14 protein-coding genes and 1 riboswitch are annotated in these 14,806 nt (G+C 72.1%); of the genes, 3 read left to right on the top strand and 11 right to left on the bottom strand.

The features are described from left to right. Positions 1 to 11 precede the first annotated feature (11 nt). From ACIGXW_RS11750 to ACIGXW_RS11720, 7 genes are all read right to left on the bottom strand, one after another. Positions 12 to 1,085 carry an ABC transporter ATP-binding protein gene (locus ACIGXW_RS11750; RefSeq protein WP_399572269.1) on the bottom strand — a complete coding sequence of 358 codons (1,074 nt, stop codon included), beginning with the start codon at positions 1,083 to 1,085 and terminating at the stop codon, positions 12 to 14. Continuing rightward, a complete protein-coding gene (locus ACIGXW_RS11745; protein WP_360915975.1) occupies positions 1,082 to 2,080 on the bottom strand; it encodes an ABC transporter permease in 999 nt (332 codons plus the stop codon). The genes ACIGXW_RS11750 and ACIGXW_RS11745 overlap by 4 nt, the downstream gene beginning before the upstream one ends. A gap of 119 nt (positions 2,081 to 2,199) precedes the next feature. Then, complete coding sequence (locus ACIGXW_RS11740) at positions 2,200 to 3,978, bottom strand: ABC transporter substrate-binding protein (protein ID WP_399572526.1); 1,779 nt, start codon at positions 3,976 to 3,978, stop codon at positions 2,200 to 2,202. 119 nt (positions 3,979 to 4,097) lie between these two features. Beyond that, positions 4,098 to 5,105 (bottom strand): ABC transporter permease, encoded by a 1,008-nt coding sequence (locus tag ACIGXW_RS11735; RefSeq protein WP_399572267.1) that lies wholly within the window; start codon positions 5,103 to 5,105, stop codon positions 4,098 to 4,100. A gap of 375 nt (positions 5,106 to 5,480) precedes the next feature. Continuing rightward, the gene (locus ACIGXW_RS11730; protein ID WP_071962771.1) at positions 5,481 to 6,287 is read right to left on the bottom strand and encodes an enhanced serine sensitivity protein SseB C-terminal domain-containing protein; all 807 of its coding nucleotides are present in this window, start codon (positions 6,285 to 6,287) and stop codon (positions 5,481 to 5,483) included. A gap of 72 nt (positions 6,288 to 6,359) precedes the next feature. Continuing rightward, the gene (locus ACIGXW_RS11725) at positions 6,360 to 7,142 is read right to left on the bottom strand and encodes an enhanced serine sensitivity protein SseB (RefSeq protein ID WP_399572264.1); all 783 of its coding nucleotides are present in this window, start codon (positions 7,140 to 7,142) and stop codon (positions 6,360 to 6,362) included. 129 nt (positions 7,143 to 7,271) lie between these two features. Further along, positions 7,272 to 7,931 carry an AAA family ATPase gene (locus ACIGXW_RS11720; protein WP_399572524.1) on the bottom strand — a complete coding sequence of 220 codons (660 nt, stop codon included), beginning with the start codon at positions 7,929 to 7,931 and terminating at the stop codon, positions 7,272 to 7,274. A gap of 152 nt (positions 7,932 to 8,083) precedes the next feature. Then, positions 8,084 to 8,180: riboswitch (glycine riboswitch) on the top strand. Positions 8,181 to 8,330: 150 nt separating this feature from the next. On the opposite strand from ACIGXW_RS11720, the gene gcvT reads away from it, so the two are divergent. The 3 genes from gcvT (at position 8,331) to glyA (ending at position 11,190) form a co-directional block, all read left to right on the top strand. Next, positions 8,331 to 9,458, top strand: coding sequence for a glycine cleavage system aminomethyltransferase GcvT (gcvT, locus tag ACIGXW_RS11715; RefSeq protein WP_399572262.1), 1,128 nt, complete (start codon positions 8,331 to 8,333; stop codon positions 9,456 to 9,458). 67 nt (positions 9,459 to 9,525) lie between these two features. Continuing rightward, positions 9,526 to 9,900 (top strand): glycine cleavage system protein GcvH, encoded by a 375-nt coding sequence (gene gcvH, locus ACIGXW_RS11710; RefSeq protein WP_399572260.1) that lies wholly within the window; start codon positions 9,526 to 9,528, stop codon positions 9,898 to 9,900. 30 nt (positions 9,901 to 9,930) lie between these two features. Then, positions 9,931 to 11,190, top strand: coding sequence for a serine hydroxymethyltransferase (gene glyA, locus ACIGXW_RS11705; protein WP_399572258.1), 1,260 nt, complete (start codon positions 9,931 to 9,933; stop codon positions 11,188 to 11,190). 73 nt (positions 11,191 to 11,263) lie between these two features. On the opposite strand, the gene ACIGXW_RS11700 is transcribed toward glyA, so the two are convergent. The 4 genes from ACIGXW_RS11700 to ACIGXW_RS11685 all read right to left on the bottom strand — a co-directional run bounded on the left by ACIGXW_RS11700 (position 11,264) and on the right by ACIGXW_RS11685 (position 14,753). Next, the gene (locus ACIGXW_RS11700) at positions 11,264 to 12,238 is read right to left on the bottom strand and encodes a hypothetical protein (protein ID WP_399572256.1); all 975 of its coding nucleotides are present in this window, start codon (positions 12,236 to 12,238) and stop codon (positions 11,264 to 11,266) included. Next, a complete protein-coding gene (locus tag ACIGXW_RS11695) occupies positions 12,235 to 13,278 on the bottom strand; it encodes an aspartate-semialdehyde dehydrogenase (RefSeq protein ID WP_399572254.1) in 1,044 nt (347 codons plus the stop codon). The genes ACIGXW_RS11700 and ACIGXW_RS11695 overlap by 4 nt, the downstream gene beginning before the upstream one ends. 32 nt (positions 13,279 to 13,310) lie before the next feature. Beyond that, the gene (locus tag ACIGXW_RS11690; protein WP_399572252.1) at positions 13,311 to 14,273 is read right to left on the bottom strand and encodes a GlxA family transcriptional regulator; all 963 of its coding nucleotides are present in this window, start codon (positions 14,271 to 14,273) and stop codon (positions 13,311 to 13,313) included. Positions 14,274 to 14,360: 87 nt separating this feature from the next. Then, positions 14,361 to 14,753: a response regulator transcription factor gene (locus tag ACIGXW_RS11685; RefSeq protein ID WP_360916005.1), complete on the bottom strand. Its 393-nt coding sequence runs from the start codon at positions 14,751 to 14,753 to the stop codon at positions 14,361 to 14,363. Between the last annotated feature and the right edge of the window lie 53 nt (positions 14,754 to 14,806).

The raw sequence follows: 14,806 nt of genomic DNA, 5'->3' as shown, positions 1-14,806 counted from the left end.
CTCGTGGTCCTTCACAGCTTCGGCGCGATCTCTTCGGTCCAGATCCGCGTCCGCTCCTCGTGCGTCATGTGGCAGGCGGAGTGGTGCCGGTCCGCACCCGGCACCGGGCGCAGCTCGGGCCGCTCGGTGCGGGTGATGCCGCCCCCGGGCAGGTCGGCGTAGGGGCAGCGCGGGTTGAAGGCGCAGCCGGCGGGCACGTTGATCAGGCTGGGCGGGGAGCCCTTGACCGGGATCAGGCGCTCGGTCTGCTCCCGGTCGATGCGCGGCATCGAGCCCAGCAGGCCCCAGGTGTAGGGGTGCTGCGGGGTGTGGAAGACCTGCTCGGCCGGGCCGCGTTCGACGCAGCGGCCGCCGTACATCACCAGGATGTCGTCGGCCAGTTCGGCGACGACCCCCAGGTCGTGGGTGATGATGATGACGGCCGAGCCGAACTCCTTCTGCAGGTCGCGGATCAGGTCGAGGATCTGCGCCTGCACGGTCACGTCGAGGGCGGTCGTCGGTTCGTCGGCGATGAGCAGCTCGGGGTTGTTGACCAGCGCCATGGCGATCATCGCGCGCTGGCGCATGCCGCCGGAGAACTGGTGGGGGTAGTCGTCGGCCCGCCGGTCGGGCTGGGGGATGCCGACCCGCTCCAGCAGTTCGACGGCGCGCTTGCGGGCGGTCTTCTTGTCGACGTCGTGGTGGACGCGGTACGCCTCGACGATCTGGGAGCCGATGGTGAAGTAGGGGTGCATGGCCGACAGCGGATCCTGGAAGATCATCGCCATCTCGCGGCCGCGCAGCCGGCGGACCTCGTCGGGGTCGGCGCTCATCAGCTCCTTGCCGTCCAGCCAGATCTCGCCGCTGATGCGGGCCTTGCGGCGGCCGTACTGGCCGACGGTGTGCAGGCCCATGATGCCCAGCGAGGTCACCGACTTGCCGGAGCCGGACTCGCCGACGATGCCGAGGGTGCGGCCCTTGTCCAGCCGGAAGGAGAGCCCGTCGACGGACTTCACCAGGCCGTCGTCGGTGGGGAAGTGGATGCGCAGGTCGCGCACCTCGAGGAAGGCGGTGGGGGTGTGCTCCGGGGCGGGTGCGGTCGTCACGAGAGCCTCACTCGGGGATCGATCACGGCGTACAGGAGGTCCACGACGAGGTTGGCGAGGACGACCGCGGTCGCGGCGAACAGCGTCACGCCGAGGATCAGCGGCAGGTCGCGGTCGCCGATCGCCTTGACGGCCGCCTGGCCGAGGCCGGGCAGGTTGAAGGTGGTCTCGGTGAGGACCGCGCCGCCGACGAGGGCGCCGAGGTCCATGCCGAGGATGGTCAGGACCGGTGTCATGGTGGAGCGCATGGCGTGCTTGCCGATGACGACCGGTTCCCGCAGGCCCTTGGCGCGGGCGGTGCGGATGTAGTCCTCGCCGAGGATCTCCAGCATGGTGGCCCGGGTGAGCCGGGCGTACATGGCCGCGTAGAGGAAGGCGAGGGTGACCCACGGCAGGATCAGGCCGCCGAACCACGCGGCCGGGTCGTCGGCGAAGTCCACGTACTCGCCGTTCAGCCAGCCCAGTCCGTAGGAGAACACCGCCAGCGAGAGCAGGCCGGTGAAGTAGATCGGCAGCGAGACGCCGCCGAGGGCGATGCCCATGGCCGCGCGGTCCCACAGGCTGCCGCGCTTGAGGGCCGAGACCACTCCGGTGGTGACGCCGCCCAGCAGCCACAGCACGCACGCCCCCGCGGCGAGCGAGAGCGTCACGGGCAGCCGGTCCTGCAGCACCGGCCAGATGGCCTGCTCGGTGCGGAAGGAGTAGCCGAAGCAGGGTGCGTCGCAGTGCACCGAGCTTCCGCCGCCGGCGTAGTCGCGGCCGGCCACGATGCCGGAGACGAAGTGCCAGAACTGCACCAGGATCGGGTCGCCGAGCCCGAGTTTCTCCCGGATGCCCTCGATGGTCGCCGGGTCCGCCTGCTTGCCGACGTAGAGGGCGGCGGGGTCGGCTCCGGTGAGCTTGGGGATCGCGAAGAAGATGCCGAAGGTCACCAGGGTGACCACGAGCAGCATCACGATGACGGCGATCAGCCGCCTGACGATGTAAGCGAACACTGCGGTCGGCCCGGCGGTGTCCCGGGTCGCCCCCACGGGGGCGGCCCCGGGACACCGCGCACGGCCCTCACCTGCCCTTCGGGCCTAGCGGCGGGTGCGCCGGCGGAGCGGACGGTCTGTCACTTGGCCACACCGAGGGAGGCGTAGTCGTAGCGGCCGTTGTAGGAGTCGGCGGTGTAGACGTTGGTCAGCCGGGAACTGCGCCAGATGATGTTCTTCTCGTAGGTGAAGGGCAGGTACCAGGCGCCTTCGGTGACCTTCTTGTTGGCCTCCTGGAAGATCTTCCCGGCCTTGTCCGGGTCGGTCTCCGCGATGGCCTGGTCGAAGAGCTTGTTGATCTCGGGGTCGTTGAGCTCGGTGTAGTTGTTGTTGCCGCTCTCCAGGATGAAGCGGCCGTCGGCCATCGGCTGCAGGAAGCCCTGGCCGCTGGGGAAGTCGGCGCCCCAGCCGAAGATGATGATCCCGTAGCCCTTGGCCTTGACGTTCTTCGGAGCGCCGACGATGCCGGCGGCCTGGGCGCCGTCGTACTGGTCGATCTGGGCCTCGATGCCGACCTTCTTCAGGGCGGCCTGCAGCGACTCGGCGGTGGCGATCTCCGGCGGCTTGTTGTTGCGGACCGCGATGGTGGTCTTGAAGCCCTCCGGCTTGCCGCAGGCCTTCAGCTCCTCCTTGGCCTTGGCCTCGTCGGGCTTGCCCTGCTTGAGCTTGAACGGGTCGTAGCCGGGGTCGTGGCCCTTGACGGCCGGCGGCAGCATGCTGGTGCCGATGTCGCCGCCCGCCTCGGGTCCGCCGCGGGCGGTCTGCAGCGAGGTGTGGTCGGCGGCGTAGATGACCGCCTTGCGGCAGTGCTCGTTGTCGAACGGCGCGACGGACCTGGGGAAGGCCGCGTAGCGGATGAAGCCGGTCTGGGGGTTGTCGACGTTGGCCTTGGCGGACTGCATCGCCTTCTGGCGGCCGGCCGAGCCCATGCCGGTGGCGTTGATGTCGAGGTCGTAGTCGCCGGAGATCAGACGGTTGTCCATGTCGTCGGCGTTGGTGGTGAGCTTGACCGTGATCTTGTCCGGCAGGGCCTTGCGGACCGGATCGGAGTCACGGTTCCACTTGTCGTTGCGGACCAGCTCCAGGCCCTTGTTGGGCTCGTAGGAGACCCATTTGTAGGGGCCGCTGGAGAAGGGCTTCTGCCCGTAGCGCTCCACGGTGTCCTTGTCCGGGCGCACGGGGGCGGCCGCGGGGATGGCCAGCATCTGCAGGAAGTCGCCGTTGGGCTTGGGCAGTTTGAAGACGATGGTCTTCTCGTCCGGCGTCTCGATCGCCTTCAGGCCGAGCTTGTCCTTGCTCTCGTCCTTGTAGGGGCCCTTGTACTGCTTGTCGGGGTCCAGGACCTGCATCAGCCAGGTCGGGCCGCCGGAGATCTTGTCCTGGGCCCAGGTGCGCTCGATGCCGTACTTGATGTGCCGCGTGGTGATGGGCTGGCCGTCCTCCCAGGTCAGGCCATCACGCAGCGTGAAGGTGTAGGTCTTCTTGTCGGCCGAGATCTGACCGGTGTCGGTGGCCAGGTCCGCCACGACCGTCGAGCTCTCGGGGCCCGGTGCCGCCTTGGGCGTGACCAGGGTGCGGGTGTAGTAGCGGGCGAAGTCCCACATGAAGCCGTAGTAGCCGCGCTGCGGGTCCCAGCTGTCGGCGTCCTGCGTGCCGATGAACTTCAGCTCGCCGCCCTTCTTGTCGGACGGGCTGGCCAGCTTGCCGAAGCCGGCGTTGAAGCCCGGGGCCTTGCCGTCGCCCTTGCCTTCCTTGCCGCCGCCACCGCCGCCGCAGGCGGTCGTGCCGAGCAGGGCCGCGACCACGAGGGCCGCCCCCGCGGCCGTTCTGCGCCTCGAAGTACTCCGGTGAGTCAAGATGTCGCGACCTCCGTGATTGACGCCGCCCGCGGTACGGGCCGGCGGATTTCGGGAACGGCCTCCTGACGGAACGACAGGGGCGGTCGTGCACACAGGTGGGTCAGGGCAGCGCCCGCGCGTCAGCGCGAGCCCTTCGGGTCCAGGGCGTCCCGCACTCCGTCGCCGAAGAGGTTGAACGCCAGCACGGTGACGAAGATGGCCAGACCAGGGATGATCATGAACATCGGGTCGGCCTCGTAGGTGGTGACGGCCTTGGAGAGCATCTGCCCCCAGGAGGCGGTCGGAGGCTTCACCCCGGCGCCGAGGAAGCTCAGCGCGGCCTCGGTGAGCACATTGGTGGGGATCATCAAGGTGGCGTAGACGGTGATCGGCGCCACGAGGTTCGGCAGCAGCTCGCGGAAGAGGATGTACAGCCGCCCGGCGCCCAGGCTGCGGGCCGCCTCCACGTACTCGCGCTCCCTGAGCGAGAGCGTCTGCCCGCGGACGATGCGCCCGACGTACGGCCAGCCGAAGAATCCGATGACCGCGATGAGCACGGCCATGCGCACGCCCGAACCCGTCAGCCCCCACAGGGAGTTGGGCACGACCGAGACCAGGGCGATGATGAACAGCAGCTGGGGGAAGGCCAGCAGCAGGTCCATGACGCGGCTGACGACCGCGTCGACCCAGCCGCCGAAGTAGCCGGCGACGATCCCCAGCACCGTGCCGATCAGCACGGCGACGACCGCCGCGAGGAAGGCCACGAGCAGCGAGACCCGCGCGCCGTAGACGACACGGCTGAACACGTCGCGGCCGTTGCCCGGCTCGACGCCGAAGAGGAAGTCCGAACTGATGCCTCCCCAGGCCCCCTTGGGCGTACTGAAGAGCGGATCAATCGTTTCTTCATGAAATTCGTTGGGCGGATGGCCGAGCAGCCCCACGATGAGCGGCGCGAAGAGCGCCACGAGGACGAGCAGCACCACCACGATGCCGCCGGACAGGGCCACCTTGTCGCGCTTGAGTCGTAGCCAGGCGATACGCCAGGGGGAGCGGCCCTCGATGGCCTTCGCCGGGACGCCGGCGGGGACCGTTCCCACGCCGTCGGCAGCGGCCTCGGCCGCGCCCGTGTCGTGCAGTGGTGCCGTCATCGTCTGGTGGACCCCTCTCGACCGGCGCCGCCCGGCAATGGCCGGCCGACACCCGCCGCGTACGGCGCGGCTTGTTCACATCGGGTGCGAATGGTGCGGAGGTGCGTGAGGTACTGAAGATGCGGGATATATGAGGGTGAACGAGAGTGCGAAGGCGCAAGGATTGCGGAGGTGCGGGACGTTCACGCGCAGCAGGTCGTACCGGTGCGTCGGGCCGACGACGGGCCGTGGCCCTTGTTGGCGGGAGTCTTCAACGGGCCCGCGATCACCCGCCAGACCTCATCCGCAATGTATGCGCAACCGTGATGTGCGTAGGGAGCTTCCGTTATACGGACACACGGGGCCCCGCAGCGGGGCCGTGACCCGGCGCGGGGGTCAGTACGTACCGGCCTGCCAGCCCTGCTGAGGGGGATAGCCGTAGCCGGCGGCGGGGCCCGTGGCGGGGGCGGGGGCGGGCGCTCCGCCGTAGGCGTCGCGGTCGAAGAAGGGCCGGGTGTTGGCCCGCATCCACATCGCCACCGGGTCGTACTCGTCCGCCATCGACACCGTCGAGACCGGCAGCCCCTCCGGGACCACGCCGACCGACTGCTGCATCATCAGCCGCACCGACTCCACCGCCGCCGGGGAGGTGTCGTACAGGTCGAGCCCGACGGCCAGGTACGGCGTGCCGAGCGCGGGCTGCACCCAGGCGCGGCGCAGCGCGCGGACCACGGGCGTGCGGTGGGCGTTCTGCCCGAGCAGGGCGTAGAACTGCGGGATGTCCACGGCCGGTTCGCTCAGCCGCAGGGGGCCGGCGGGCAGCCGGTCCAGGCCGGCGGTGATCCGGCGCAGGTCGAGCCAGGGGATGCCGACGCCGCCGCCGGGGGCGTGGGGGTTGAGCCACAGGCCCCAGCGGTCGGGGTAGAGGGAGGCGGCGATGTCCCGGCCGGAGACGACCTCGTGGGCGCGGTTCCAGCCACTGGCGGCGAGCTCCTGGGCGGAGGTCACACAGGGGGCGTAGCCGAGGCCGTCGACCTCCATGTTGCCGTACTGGGCGTCGGGCGAGCCCGCCTGGCCGTGCCACAGCAGCATCCAGACCCGGCCCTCGGCGAGAGCGCCCAACAGCGCCTCGTACGTGTCGTACCGGCCGGGCGCCACCTGGCGCAGCACCTGCTCCACGCCGCTCTCCGCGCCCGCGCTCACCTGGGTCCGCCTCTTCTCTTGGCCGTCTGTTCCCACCAGCTTACGAGCCCGCGGCCGCGGGCAGGGGAGCTGTCACAGGTCACGGTCGTAGAACGGACGCACCCGCGCACGCATCCAGTCACCCACGGGGTCGTGCGCCACGTCCAGGAAGACCAGCTGCACGGGCCAGGGAACAGCCACCTCGCCCAGGGCCCGGCCGAGGGCCTCCATGGCGGCGGACCGGCTCGCGGGGTCGGGCAGGTCCAGCTCCACGCCGACGAACAGCGCCGGGTCGGCGCCCTCCACGCTGGCCAGGGTGCGGCGCGCGGTCCGCACGACCTCGGCGGCCGCGAACTGCAGGCCCGCGGCGGCCAGGAAGGCGGTCGGCTCGTCCTGCCAGTCCGGCTCGAACAGGCACACCCGGCCGCCGGTGGCCTCGCCGTCCAGGGCCGTGCGGCCGGCCCGGCACAGCGCGGCGACGGCGGGCGGCGGCAGGGGCGCGCCGACCGCGCCGTCCGGGTTGACCACGATGCCGACCTGCGGGGGCAGGCCCCGGGCGAATTCCACGGCCGGGGCCACGGCGAACGCCATCAGCTCGCCCGCGACCTTCCGGAACTGCTCCTCGGAGCTGAAGACCGGTACGTACGCGGCGCCGTCCAGCTCCAGGGCGGGCAGGTCGAGGTCCCGGCTGTCGGTCCCGCCGCCGTTGGGCAGCGGGATCCACACGCTGCTGCGGCCGAGGACCTCCACGATGCGGGCGCCGGCGTCCGGCACGCCCAGGGAGGCGGCGAGCACCTCTTCGAGTTCGTTGGCAGGCCATGACCCGGCCCCGCCACTGTGCTCCGGGCCCCACCCGTACTGCTCGGACACGTTCACCTGTCCCAACCACCGTCTCGTCACCACCGCACCCGCACCTTAACGGCTGCGCTCGCGCGGCGGCCGGGGGGTGTCCCGTATCGCGGCCGCGGCGGGGCGGGCATCCGGCCGAAACCCGACCCCCGGCGGCTAGCCGAAGGCGATCGTCTCGAGGGCGTCGGCGGCGGGGCGGTCGAGGAGGGTGGTGGAGGCCGTGCCGGGCGGGACGCGGCCCGCGGCGGCGGTGGTCAGCAGGCCCGTCATCGCGCGGCGGTGGCGGCCGAAGGCCCGGCGGGAGACGCGGCGGCCGCGGGCCGCCTGGCCGGCGAGCGCGGTGTGCGGCTCCACGGCGAGCAGCAGCACATGGACCGCGCCGCCGCGCCGGCGCGCGTCGCGGGCGAGCCAGCGGCGCACCCAGCCGCGCTCCCCGCAGTCGTGCACCACCACGCTCGCGCCCGAGCGCAGGGCGCGGCGCAGCGCGGCGTAGTGGGCCAGGCGCACCAGGGGGCGGTAGGCCGCGTACGGCAGCCGGTCCGGCGTGCGGCGCTCGAAGCGGTCGCGGGCGTCCTGGGAGTCCACGCGGTGGACGGGCGTGCCCCGGCCGTCCACGGCGGCCACCGTGCGCCGTATCAGCGTGGACTTTCCGCTGCCGGGCAGCCCGGAGACGACGAGCAGATCGCCGAGCGGATAGCGCAGCTCGGTGCGGCCGCGGCCGCGCAGATCGCGCACTCCCGTGGGCGGCTCCGCCGACGGCGGCGGCTCCGCCGCGGCGTCCGGCACCTCCCCCTGGACGTCCGTACGCACCGTGATCGCCTTCCCTCCCCGTCCGTTGGCTGCCCCCTACCCACGGAATGTAAAGAAAAGGTAATCCAATTCATGGGGCCGTGGGCAGTCCCTCGCACGCTCGTACGTGCAATGATGTGCGCGCCAACGGCATGTCTATCAACTGCATACCGGCCGCTCGAATCCGCGCGGGAGAGTCCTGGTGCCCCTGGCACCGGGCGCCGAAGGAGCAAGTTCCTCCCTTGAATCTCTCAGGCCCCGTACCGCGCGGGTGAGGCAGATCTGAAAAGCGGGCCCCCGTTCCTCGCGGCGGCGGCCCCACCCAAGGTGCAAGCCGAGCCGTCCTTTCGGGGCTCTCGGTGAACCTCTCAGGTTCCGATGACAGATGGGGAGGCCGACCTCCGACTCGTGTCCGGGAGCCTGACCATGACCGATGCCCCCCGCCATACCGCCCTCGACGCGCTGCACCGCAGCCTCGGCGCCACCATGACCGACTTCGCGGGCTGGGACATGCCCCTGCGTTACGGGAGCGAGCGCGACGAGCACCTCGCCGTGCGCACCCGCGCCGGTCTCTTCGACCTCTCCCACATGGGCGAGATCACCCTTACGGGCCCCCAGGCCGGGCAGGCCCTCGATCACGCCCTGGTGGGCAACCTCTCCGCGCTGGCCGTCGGCCGCGCCCGCTACACCATGATCTGCGACGCGCAGGGCGGCATTCTGGACGACCTGATCGTCTACCGCCTGGCGGAGGAGGGAGGCCACCCGAAATATCTGGTCGTCGCCAACGCCTCCAACGCCCAGGTCGTGCTGGACGCGCTGACCGAGCGGGCGGCCGGCTTCGAGACCGAGGTCCGCGACGACCGCGACGCCTACGCGCTGATCGCCGTCCAGGGCCCGGCCTCCCCCGGCATCCTGAAGTCCGTCACCGACGCGGACCTGGACGGCCTGAAGTACTACGCGGGCCTGCCGGGCACCGTCGCGGGCGTGCCCGCGCTGATCGCCCGTACCGGTTACACCGGCGAGGACGGCTTCGAGCTGTTCGTCGCCCCGGCCGACGCCGAGAAGCTGTGGCAGGCCCTGACCGAGGCGGGCGCGGACGCGGGTCTGGTGCCCTGCGGCCTGTCCTGCCGCGACACGCTGCGCCTGGAGGCGGGCATGCCGCTGTACGGGCACGAGCTGACCACCGCCACGACGCCGTTCGACGCGGGGCTGGGCCGGGTCGTGAAGTTCGACAAGGCGGGTGACTTCGTGGGCCGCGAGGCGCTGCTGGCCGCCGCCGAGCGCGCCGAGAGCGCGCCGCCGCGCAAGCTGGTCGGCCTCGTCGCCACCGGTCGCCGGGTGCCGCGCGCCGGCTTCTCCGTCGTGGCCGGCGGCGAGGTCGTGGGCGAGGTCACCTCGGGCGCCCCCTCGCCGACCCTCGGCAAGCCGATCGCGATCGCCTACGTCGACGCGGCGCACGCCGCTCCCGGCACGGATGGGGTATCGGTGGACATTCGCGGCACGCATGAGCCGTACGAGGTCGTCGCCCTGCCGTTCTACAAGCGGGAACGCTGAGCCCCCCTCATCCCACCTGGCAAGACCCTTTGCACGACCACTCACGCGCGTACAGGAGAATCTAGTCATGAGCAACCCCCAGCAGCTCCGCTACAGCAAGGAGCACGAGTGGCTCTCGGCCGTCGAGAACGGCGTGGCGACGGTCGGCATCACGGAGTTCGCGGCCAACGCGCTCGGCGATGTCGTCTACGCCCAGCTGCCGGCCGTCGGTGACACGGTCACCGCGGGCGAGACCTGCGGCGAGCTGGAGTCGACCAAGTCGGTCAGTGACCTCTACGCCCCCGTCACGGGCGAGGTCGTCGAGGCCAACCAGGACGTCGTGGACGACCCCTCGCTGGTGAACACCGCCCCGTTCGAGGGCGGCTGGCTGTTCAAGGTGAAGATCACGGACGAGCCGGCGGACCTGATGTCCGCCGACGAGTACACCGCCTTCGCCGGCTGACCCCGCCTCTCCCCCGCCCAGGAAGAACTCATGTCGCTTCTGAACAGCTCCCTCCATGAGCTCGACCCCGACGTCGCCGCCGCTGTCGACGCCGAACTCCACCGCCAGCAGTCCACCCTCGAGATGATCGCCTCGGAGAACTTCGCTCCGGTCGCGGTCATGGAGGCCCAGGGCTCGGTCCTCACTAACAAGTACGCCGAGGGCTACCCGGGCCGCCGCTACTACGGCGGCTGTGAGCACGTCGACGTCGTCGAGCAGATCGCGATCGACCGCATCAAGGCGCTCTTCGGCGCCGAGCACGCCAACGTGCAGCCGCACTCCGGCGCGCAGGCCAACGCCGCCGCGATGTTCGCCCTGCTCAACCCCGGCGACACCATCCTGGGTCTGAACCTCGCCCACGGCGGGCACCTGACCCACGGCATGAAGATCAACTTCTCCGGCAAGCTCTACAACGTGGTCGCGTACCACGTCGACGAGGCGACCAACCTGGTCGACATGGACGAGGTCGAGCGCCTCGCCAAGGAGCACCGCCCGAAGCTGATCGTCGCCGGCTGGTCCGCCTACCCGCGCCAGCTGGACTTCGCGGCCTTCCGCCGGATCGCGGACGAGGTCGGCGCGTACCTGATGGTCGACATGGCCCACTTCGCGGGCCTGGTCGCCGCCGGGCTGCACCCCTCCCCGGTGCCGCACGCGCACGTCGTGACCACCACCACGCACAAGACCCTGGGCGGTCCGCGCGGCGGTGTGATCCTGTCCACGGCCGAGCTCGCCAAGAAGATCAACTCCGCGGTCTTCCCCGGCCAGCAGGGCGGTCCGCTGGAGCACGTGATCGCGGCGAAGGCCGTCTCCTTCAAGGTCGCGGCCAGCGAGGAGTTCAAGGACCGCCAGGTCCGCACGCTCGAGGGCGCCAAGATCCTCGCCGAGCGCCTGATGCAGGCCGACGTCGCCGAGGTGGGCGTCTCGGTCCTGTCCGGCGGCACGGACGTGCACCTGGTCCTGGTGGACCTGCGCAACTCCGAGCTGGACGGCCAGCAGGCCGAGGACCGCCTCCACGAGGTCGGCATCACGGTCAACCGCAACGCCATCCCGAACGACCCGCGCCCCCCGATGGTCACCTCGGGTCTGCGGATCGGCACCCCGGCGCTGGCCACCCGCGGCTTCCAGGCGGAGGACTTCCGCGAGGTCGCCGACATCATCGCCGAGGCGCTGAAGCCGGCCTACGACGCCGAGTCGCTGCGCGGCCGCGTCACGGCGCTGGCGGGCAAGCACCCGCTGTACCCGTCGCTGTAAGGCGCGGGGACACCCCGGGCACAGCCTGTGAGGGGCCGGTACGGACTCGTCCGTACCGGCCCCTCCTCGTGTCTCAGGTGATCAGCACATCGCTGTACGGGGAACGGGCCTTGGGCGGCAGGCCCGGGGCGTCCCGCTGCGCGCCGGGAACGCCGGGACCGCCGGGAAACAACGCCTCGTGGGCGCGCCGGGCCCGGTCCTGGGCCTCGGGGTGCGGGACGAGGGCGTGCTCGGCGCGCCCGTCCGCGTGCAGGGCGGTGACGCGGGTGAGCCGCTCGTCGTGGGCGGCCACGACGACGGCGGCGGAGGCGGGGCCCCGGCCCACCCGCGTGCCCTCCCCCTCCAGCGGCGGCAGCGGGCGGCAGTGCAGCAGGACGCCGGCGCGCCGGGCCCAGTCGACGGCCCGGGTGTGGACGACCTTGGCGCCGTGGTGGGACATGCGGGCGACCGTCGCGTAGTCGACGTCCGCGAGGGTGCGCGCGGCGGGGACCAGGCGGGGGTCGGCGGTGCAGACGCCCGGGACGTCGGAGAAGAGCTCGCAGACGGGCGCGCCCAGGGCGCCGGCGAGGGCGACCGCCGACAGGTCGGAGCTGTTGCGGCCCAGCATGACGGTGCGCCCGTCCGCGTCCACGCCCTGGCCGCCGGGCACCACCGCGACGGGGTGCGCGGCGAGGGCGGCGCACAGCGGGGCGGGGTCGGCCCGCAGCAGCTCGGCGTGGTGCGGCCGGCCCTCGCCGAGCAGGCCGGTGCCCGCGGCGGGGACCGCGCCCGCCGGCACCCCGGCCGCGTCGAGGGCCGCGGTGAGCAGGGCGACGCTGACGGTCTCGCCGCTGGTCAGCAGCATGGCGGCGGCCGGGGCGGGCGGGTCGGGGGCGAGGTGGTCCAGGGTCTCCTGGAGCCGGCCGGTGGTGCCGGACATGGCGCTGACCACGACGACCACCGGCTGCCCGGCGGCGGCCCGCCCGGCCACGTGGCGGGCGACGCGGGTGAACCCGTCGAGCTCGGCGAACGCGGCGCCGCCGAACTTCAGGACCAGCGGGGTGCTCACCGCAGCCACCCCCGCCGCACCGCGGCCTCCACGATCTGCAGGGCGTTGAGCGCCGCGCCGACCCACAGGTTGTCGGCGACGATCCACAGCCACACCCCGCGCGGGTCGTCGGGCTCCACGCGGATCCGTCCCACGTGCACGGCGGCCCGGCCCTCTTCGGTCGCGAAGACGGTGCGCGGCATCGGGTAGCCGTCGCGGTGGACGCGCAGCCCCGGCGTCGCCGCCAGCGCGTCGTGGACCGCGGCGGCCGTGACGGGCTCGCGCAGCCGGACGTACACGGCCTCGGAGTGGCAGTGGAAGACCGGCACCCGCACCGCGGTCGCGGTCAGCCGCAGCTCCGGCAGGCCGAGGATCTTGCGGGGCTCGCGCACCAGCTTGCGCTCCTCGTGGGTGAAGCCGGTCCCGTCCGCCATGCCGATCTCGGGCACCAGGTTGAAGGCGAGGGGCTGCCCGAAGCGGCCGCCCGGCAGGCCGGGTCCCGCCGCCCCGGGCGCCTCGAGCACCTCGCCCGCGTCCCGGGCCAGTTCCTCCAGGCCCCGTAAGCCGCCCCCGGAGGCCGCCTGGTAGGTGGCCACGACGACGCTCTCCAGCCCGGCGAGGGCGTGCAGCGGGTGCAGGGCCCGCACGAGCTGGATGGTGGAGCAGTTGGGGTTGGCGACGATGCCGCTCGCCGGGCGCGAGGCCAGCGCGTCGGGGTTGACCTGCGGTACGACCAGGGGGACGGCGGGGTCCATGCGGAACGCGGAGCTGTTGTCGACGACGAGCGCGCCGGCCGAGGCCAGCCGCCGCGCCCGCGCTCTGCTGAGGTCGGCGCCCGCGCTCAGGACGGCCACGTCCACGCCCTCCGGGTCGAGGTCGTCGAGGGCGACGACCGGCACCAGGGGGATCTTCAGGCCCAGTTCGGCGCCCAGGTCGTGGCCGGCGCTGCGCGGGGAGGCCACGGGCGTCACGCGTGCCAGGGGCACGATGCCGCCGTCGAGCAGGCCCAGACACTCCCGGCCGACCGCTCCGGTCGCGCCGATCACCGCGATGTGCAGCATGGTTCCTCCCATCGGCCGGGGCGCCCGGGCCGTCACAGCCGTGCGGGCCCCCGGAACATGCGTCGGTAGGTGTGCGGGGTGGTGCCCAGCGAGCGGACGAACTGATGGCGCAGGGCCGCCGCGTTGGCGAATCCGGTGCGGGCGGCCACGGACTCCACCGTGTCGTCCGTGCGCTCCAGCAGCCGCTGGGCGAAGAGCACCCGCTGGCCGAGCAGCCAGCGGTAGGGGGTGGTGCCGGTCTCCTGGCGGAAGCGGCGGGCGAAGGTCCGCGGGGACATGCACGCCTGGGCGGCGAGCTGCTCCACGGTCAGCTCCTTGTCGAGGTGGAGCTCCATCCAGGCCAGCACGTGGCGCACGCCGTCCTCGCGGCAGTCGGGGACGGGGCGTTCGATGTACTGGGCCTGGCCTCCCTCGCGGTGCGGGGGCACCACCATCCGGCGCGCTATGGCGTTGGCGACCTCGCTGCCCTGGAGCTTGCGGACCAGGTGCAGACAGGCGTCGATGCCCGCCGAGGTGCCCGCGGAGGTGATCACGGGGTCGGCGTCGACGTAGAGCACGCCGGGCTCGACGAGGGCCTCGGGGTAGCGCTCGGCGAGCGCGGCGGCGTAGCGCCAGTGCGTGGTGCAGCGGCGGCCGTCCAGCAGTCCGGCGGCGGCGAGCACGAACGCGCCCACGCAGACGCTGAGCACCCGGGCGCCGCGGGAGACGGCCCGGTGCAGGGCCTGAAGCAGCTCCGGGGGGAAGGCGCGGGTGTGGAAGTCGTCCCCGACGGGCACGGCTATCAGATCCGCGTCCTCCAGGCGGTCGAGGCCGTACGGGGTGGTGATGGTGAAGCCGGGGACGGCCCGCACCGAGAAGGACTCCGCCGCGACGAGCGCGAAGTCGTATGCGGGCAGCCCCTCCGACTGCCGGTCGATGCCGAACACCTCGCAGACGACACCGAGTTCAAAGGGATGCACGTTGTCGAGCAGCACTGCGGCCACATTCTTCAACATGACCCCCAATGTGGCAGGGATTCGTGGTGGGCCGACAGTCCGTCCCCTGTCCGCCGGCCGTTCCGTGCCGCACAATGGCAGCGTGCGTCAGGCGGCTCCGCCGATACGGACGAGGCCGCCCCGGATACCGAACACCACGGCCTGGGTGCGATCCGCGGCGCCCACTTTGGAGAACACCGCGGACAGATGGTTCTTGACGGTCTTCTCGGATATCTCCAGCGAGTTGGCCACCTGACGGTTGGACTTTCCCTGGGCCACCAGCCCGAGGACCTCGCGCTCCCGCGGGGTCAGCAGGGAAAGGGCCTGCTTGACCGACACGTCGCGGGAGCCCGTTGCGCCCGCGCCCGGTGGATTCCCGTCCTCGCCGTGTTCGGCGAAGAACTCCGCGAGCAGTTTCTGTGCCGCCGCGAGCGCGACGTGCATTTCGTCGAGGGCGTCGACGAGCGCCGCGGCCGAGGTCGACCGGACGCCGCCGCACACGCCACAGATCTGCCGATCATGTGTCTTCGCACTTCGCTCCCCTCGGACGTGCT

Source organism: Streptomyces sp. NPDC053079 (assembly GCF_044546695.1).
In the GTDB taxonomy this organism is placed as follows: domain Bacteria; phylum Actinomycetota; class Actinomycetes; order Streptomycetales; family Streptomycetaceae; genus Streptomyces.
This window is presented reverse-complemented; position numbering and strand designations above follow the sequence as displayed.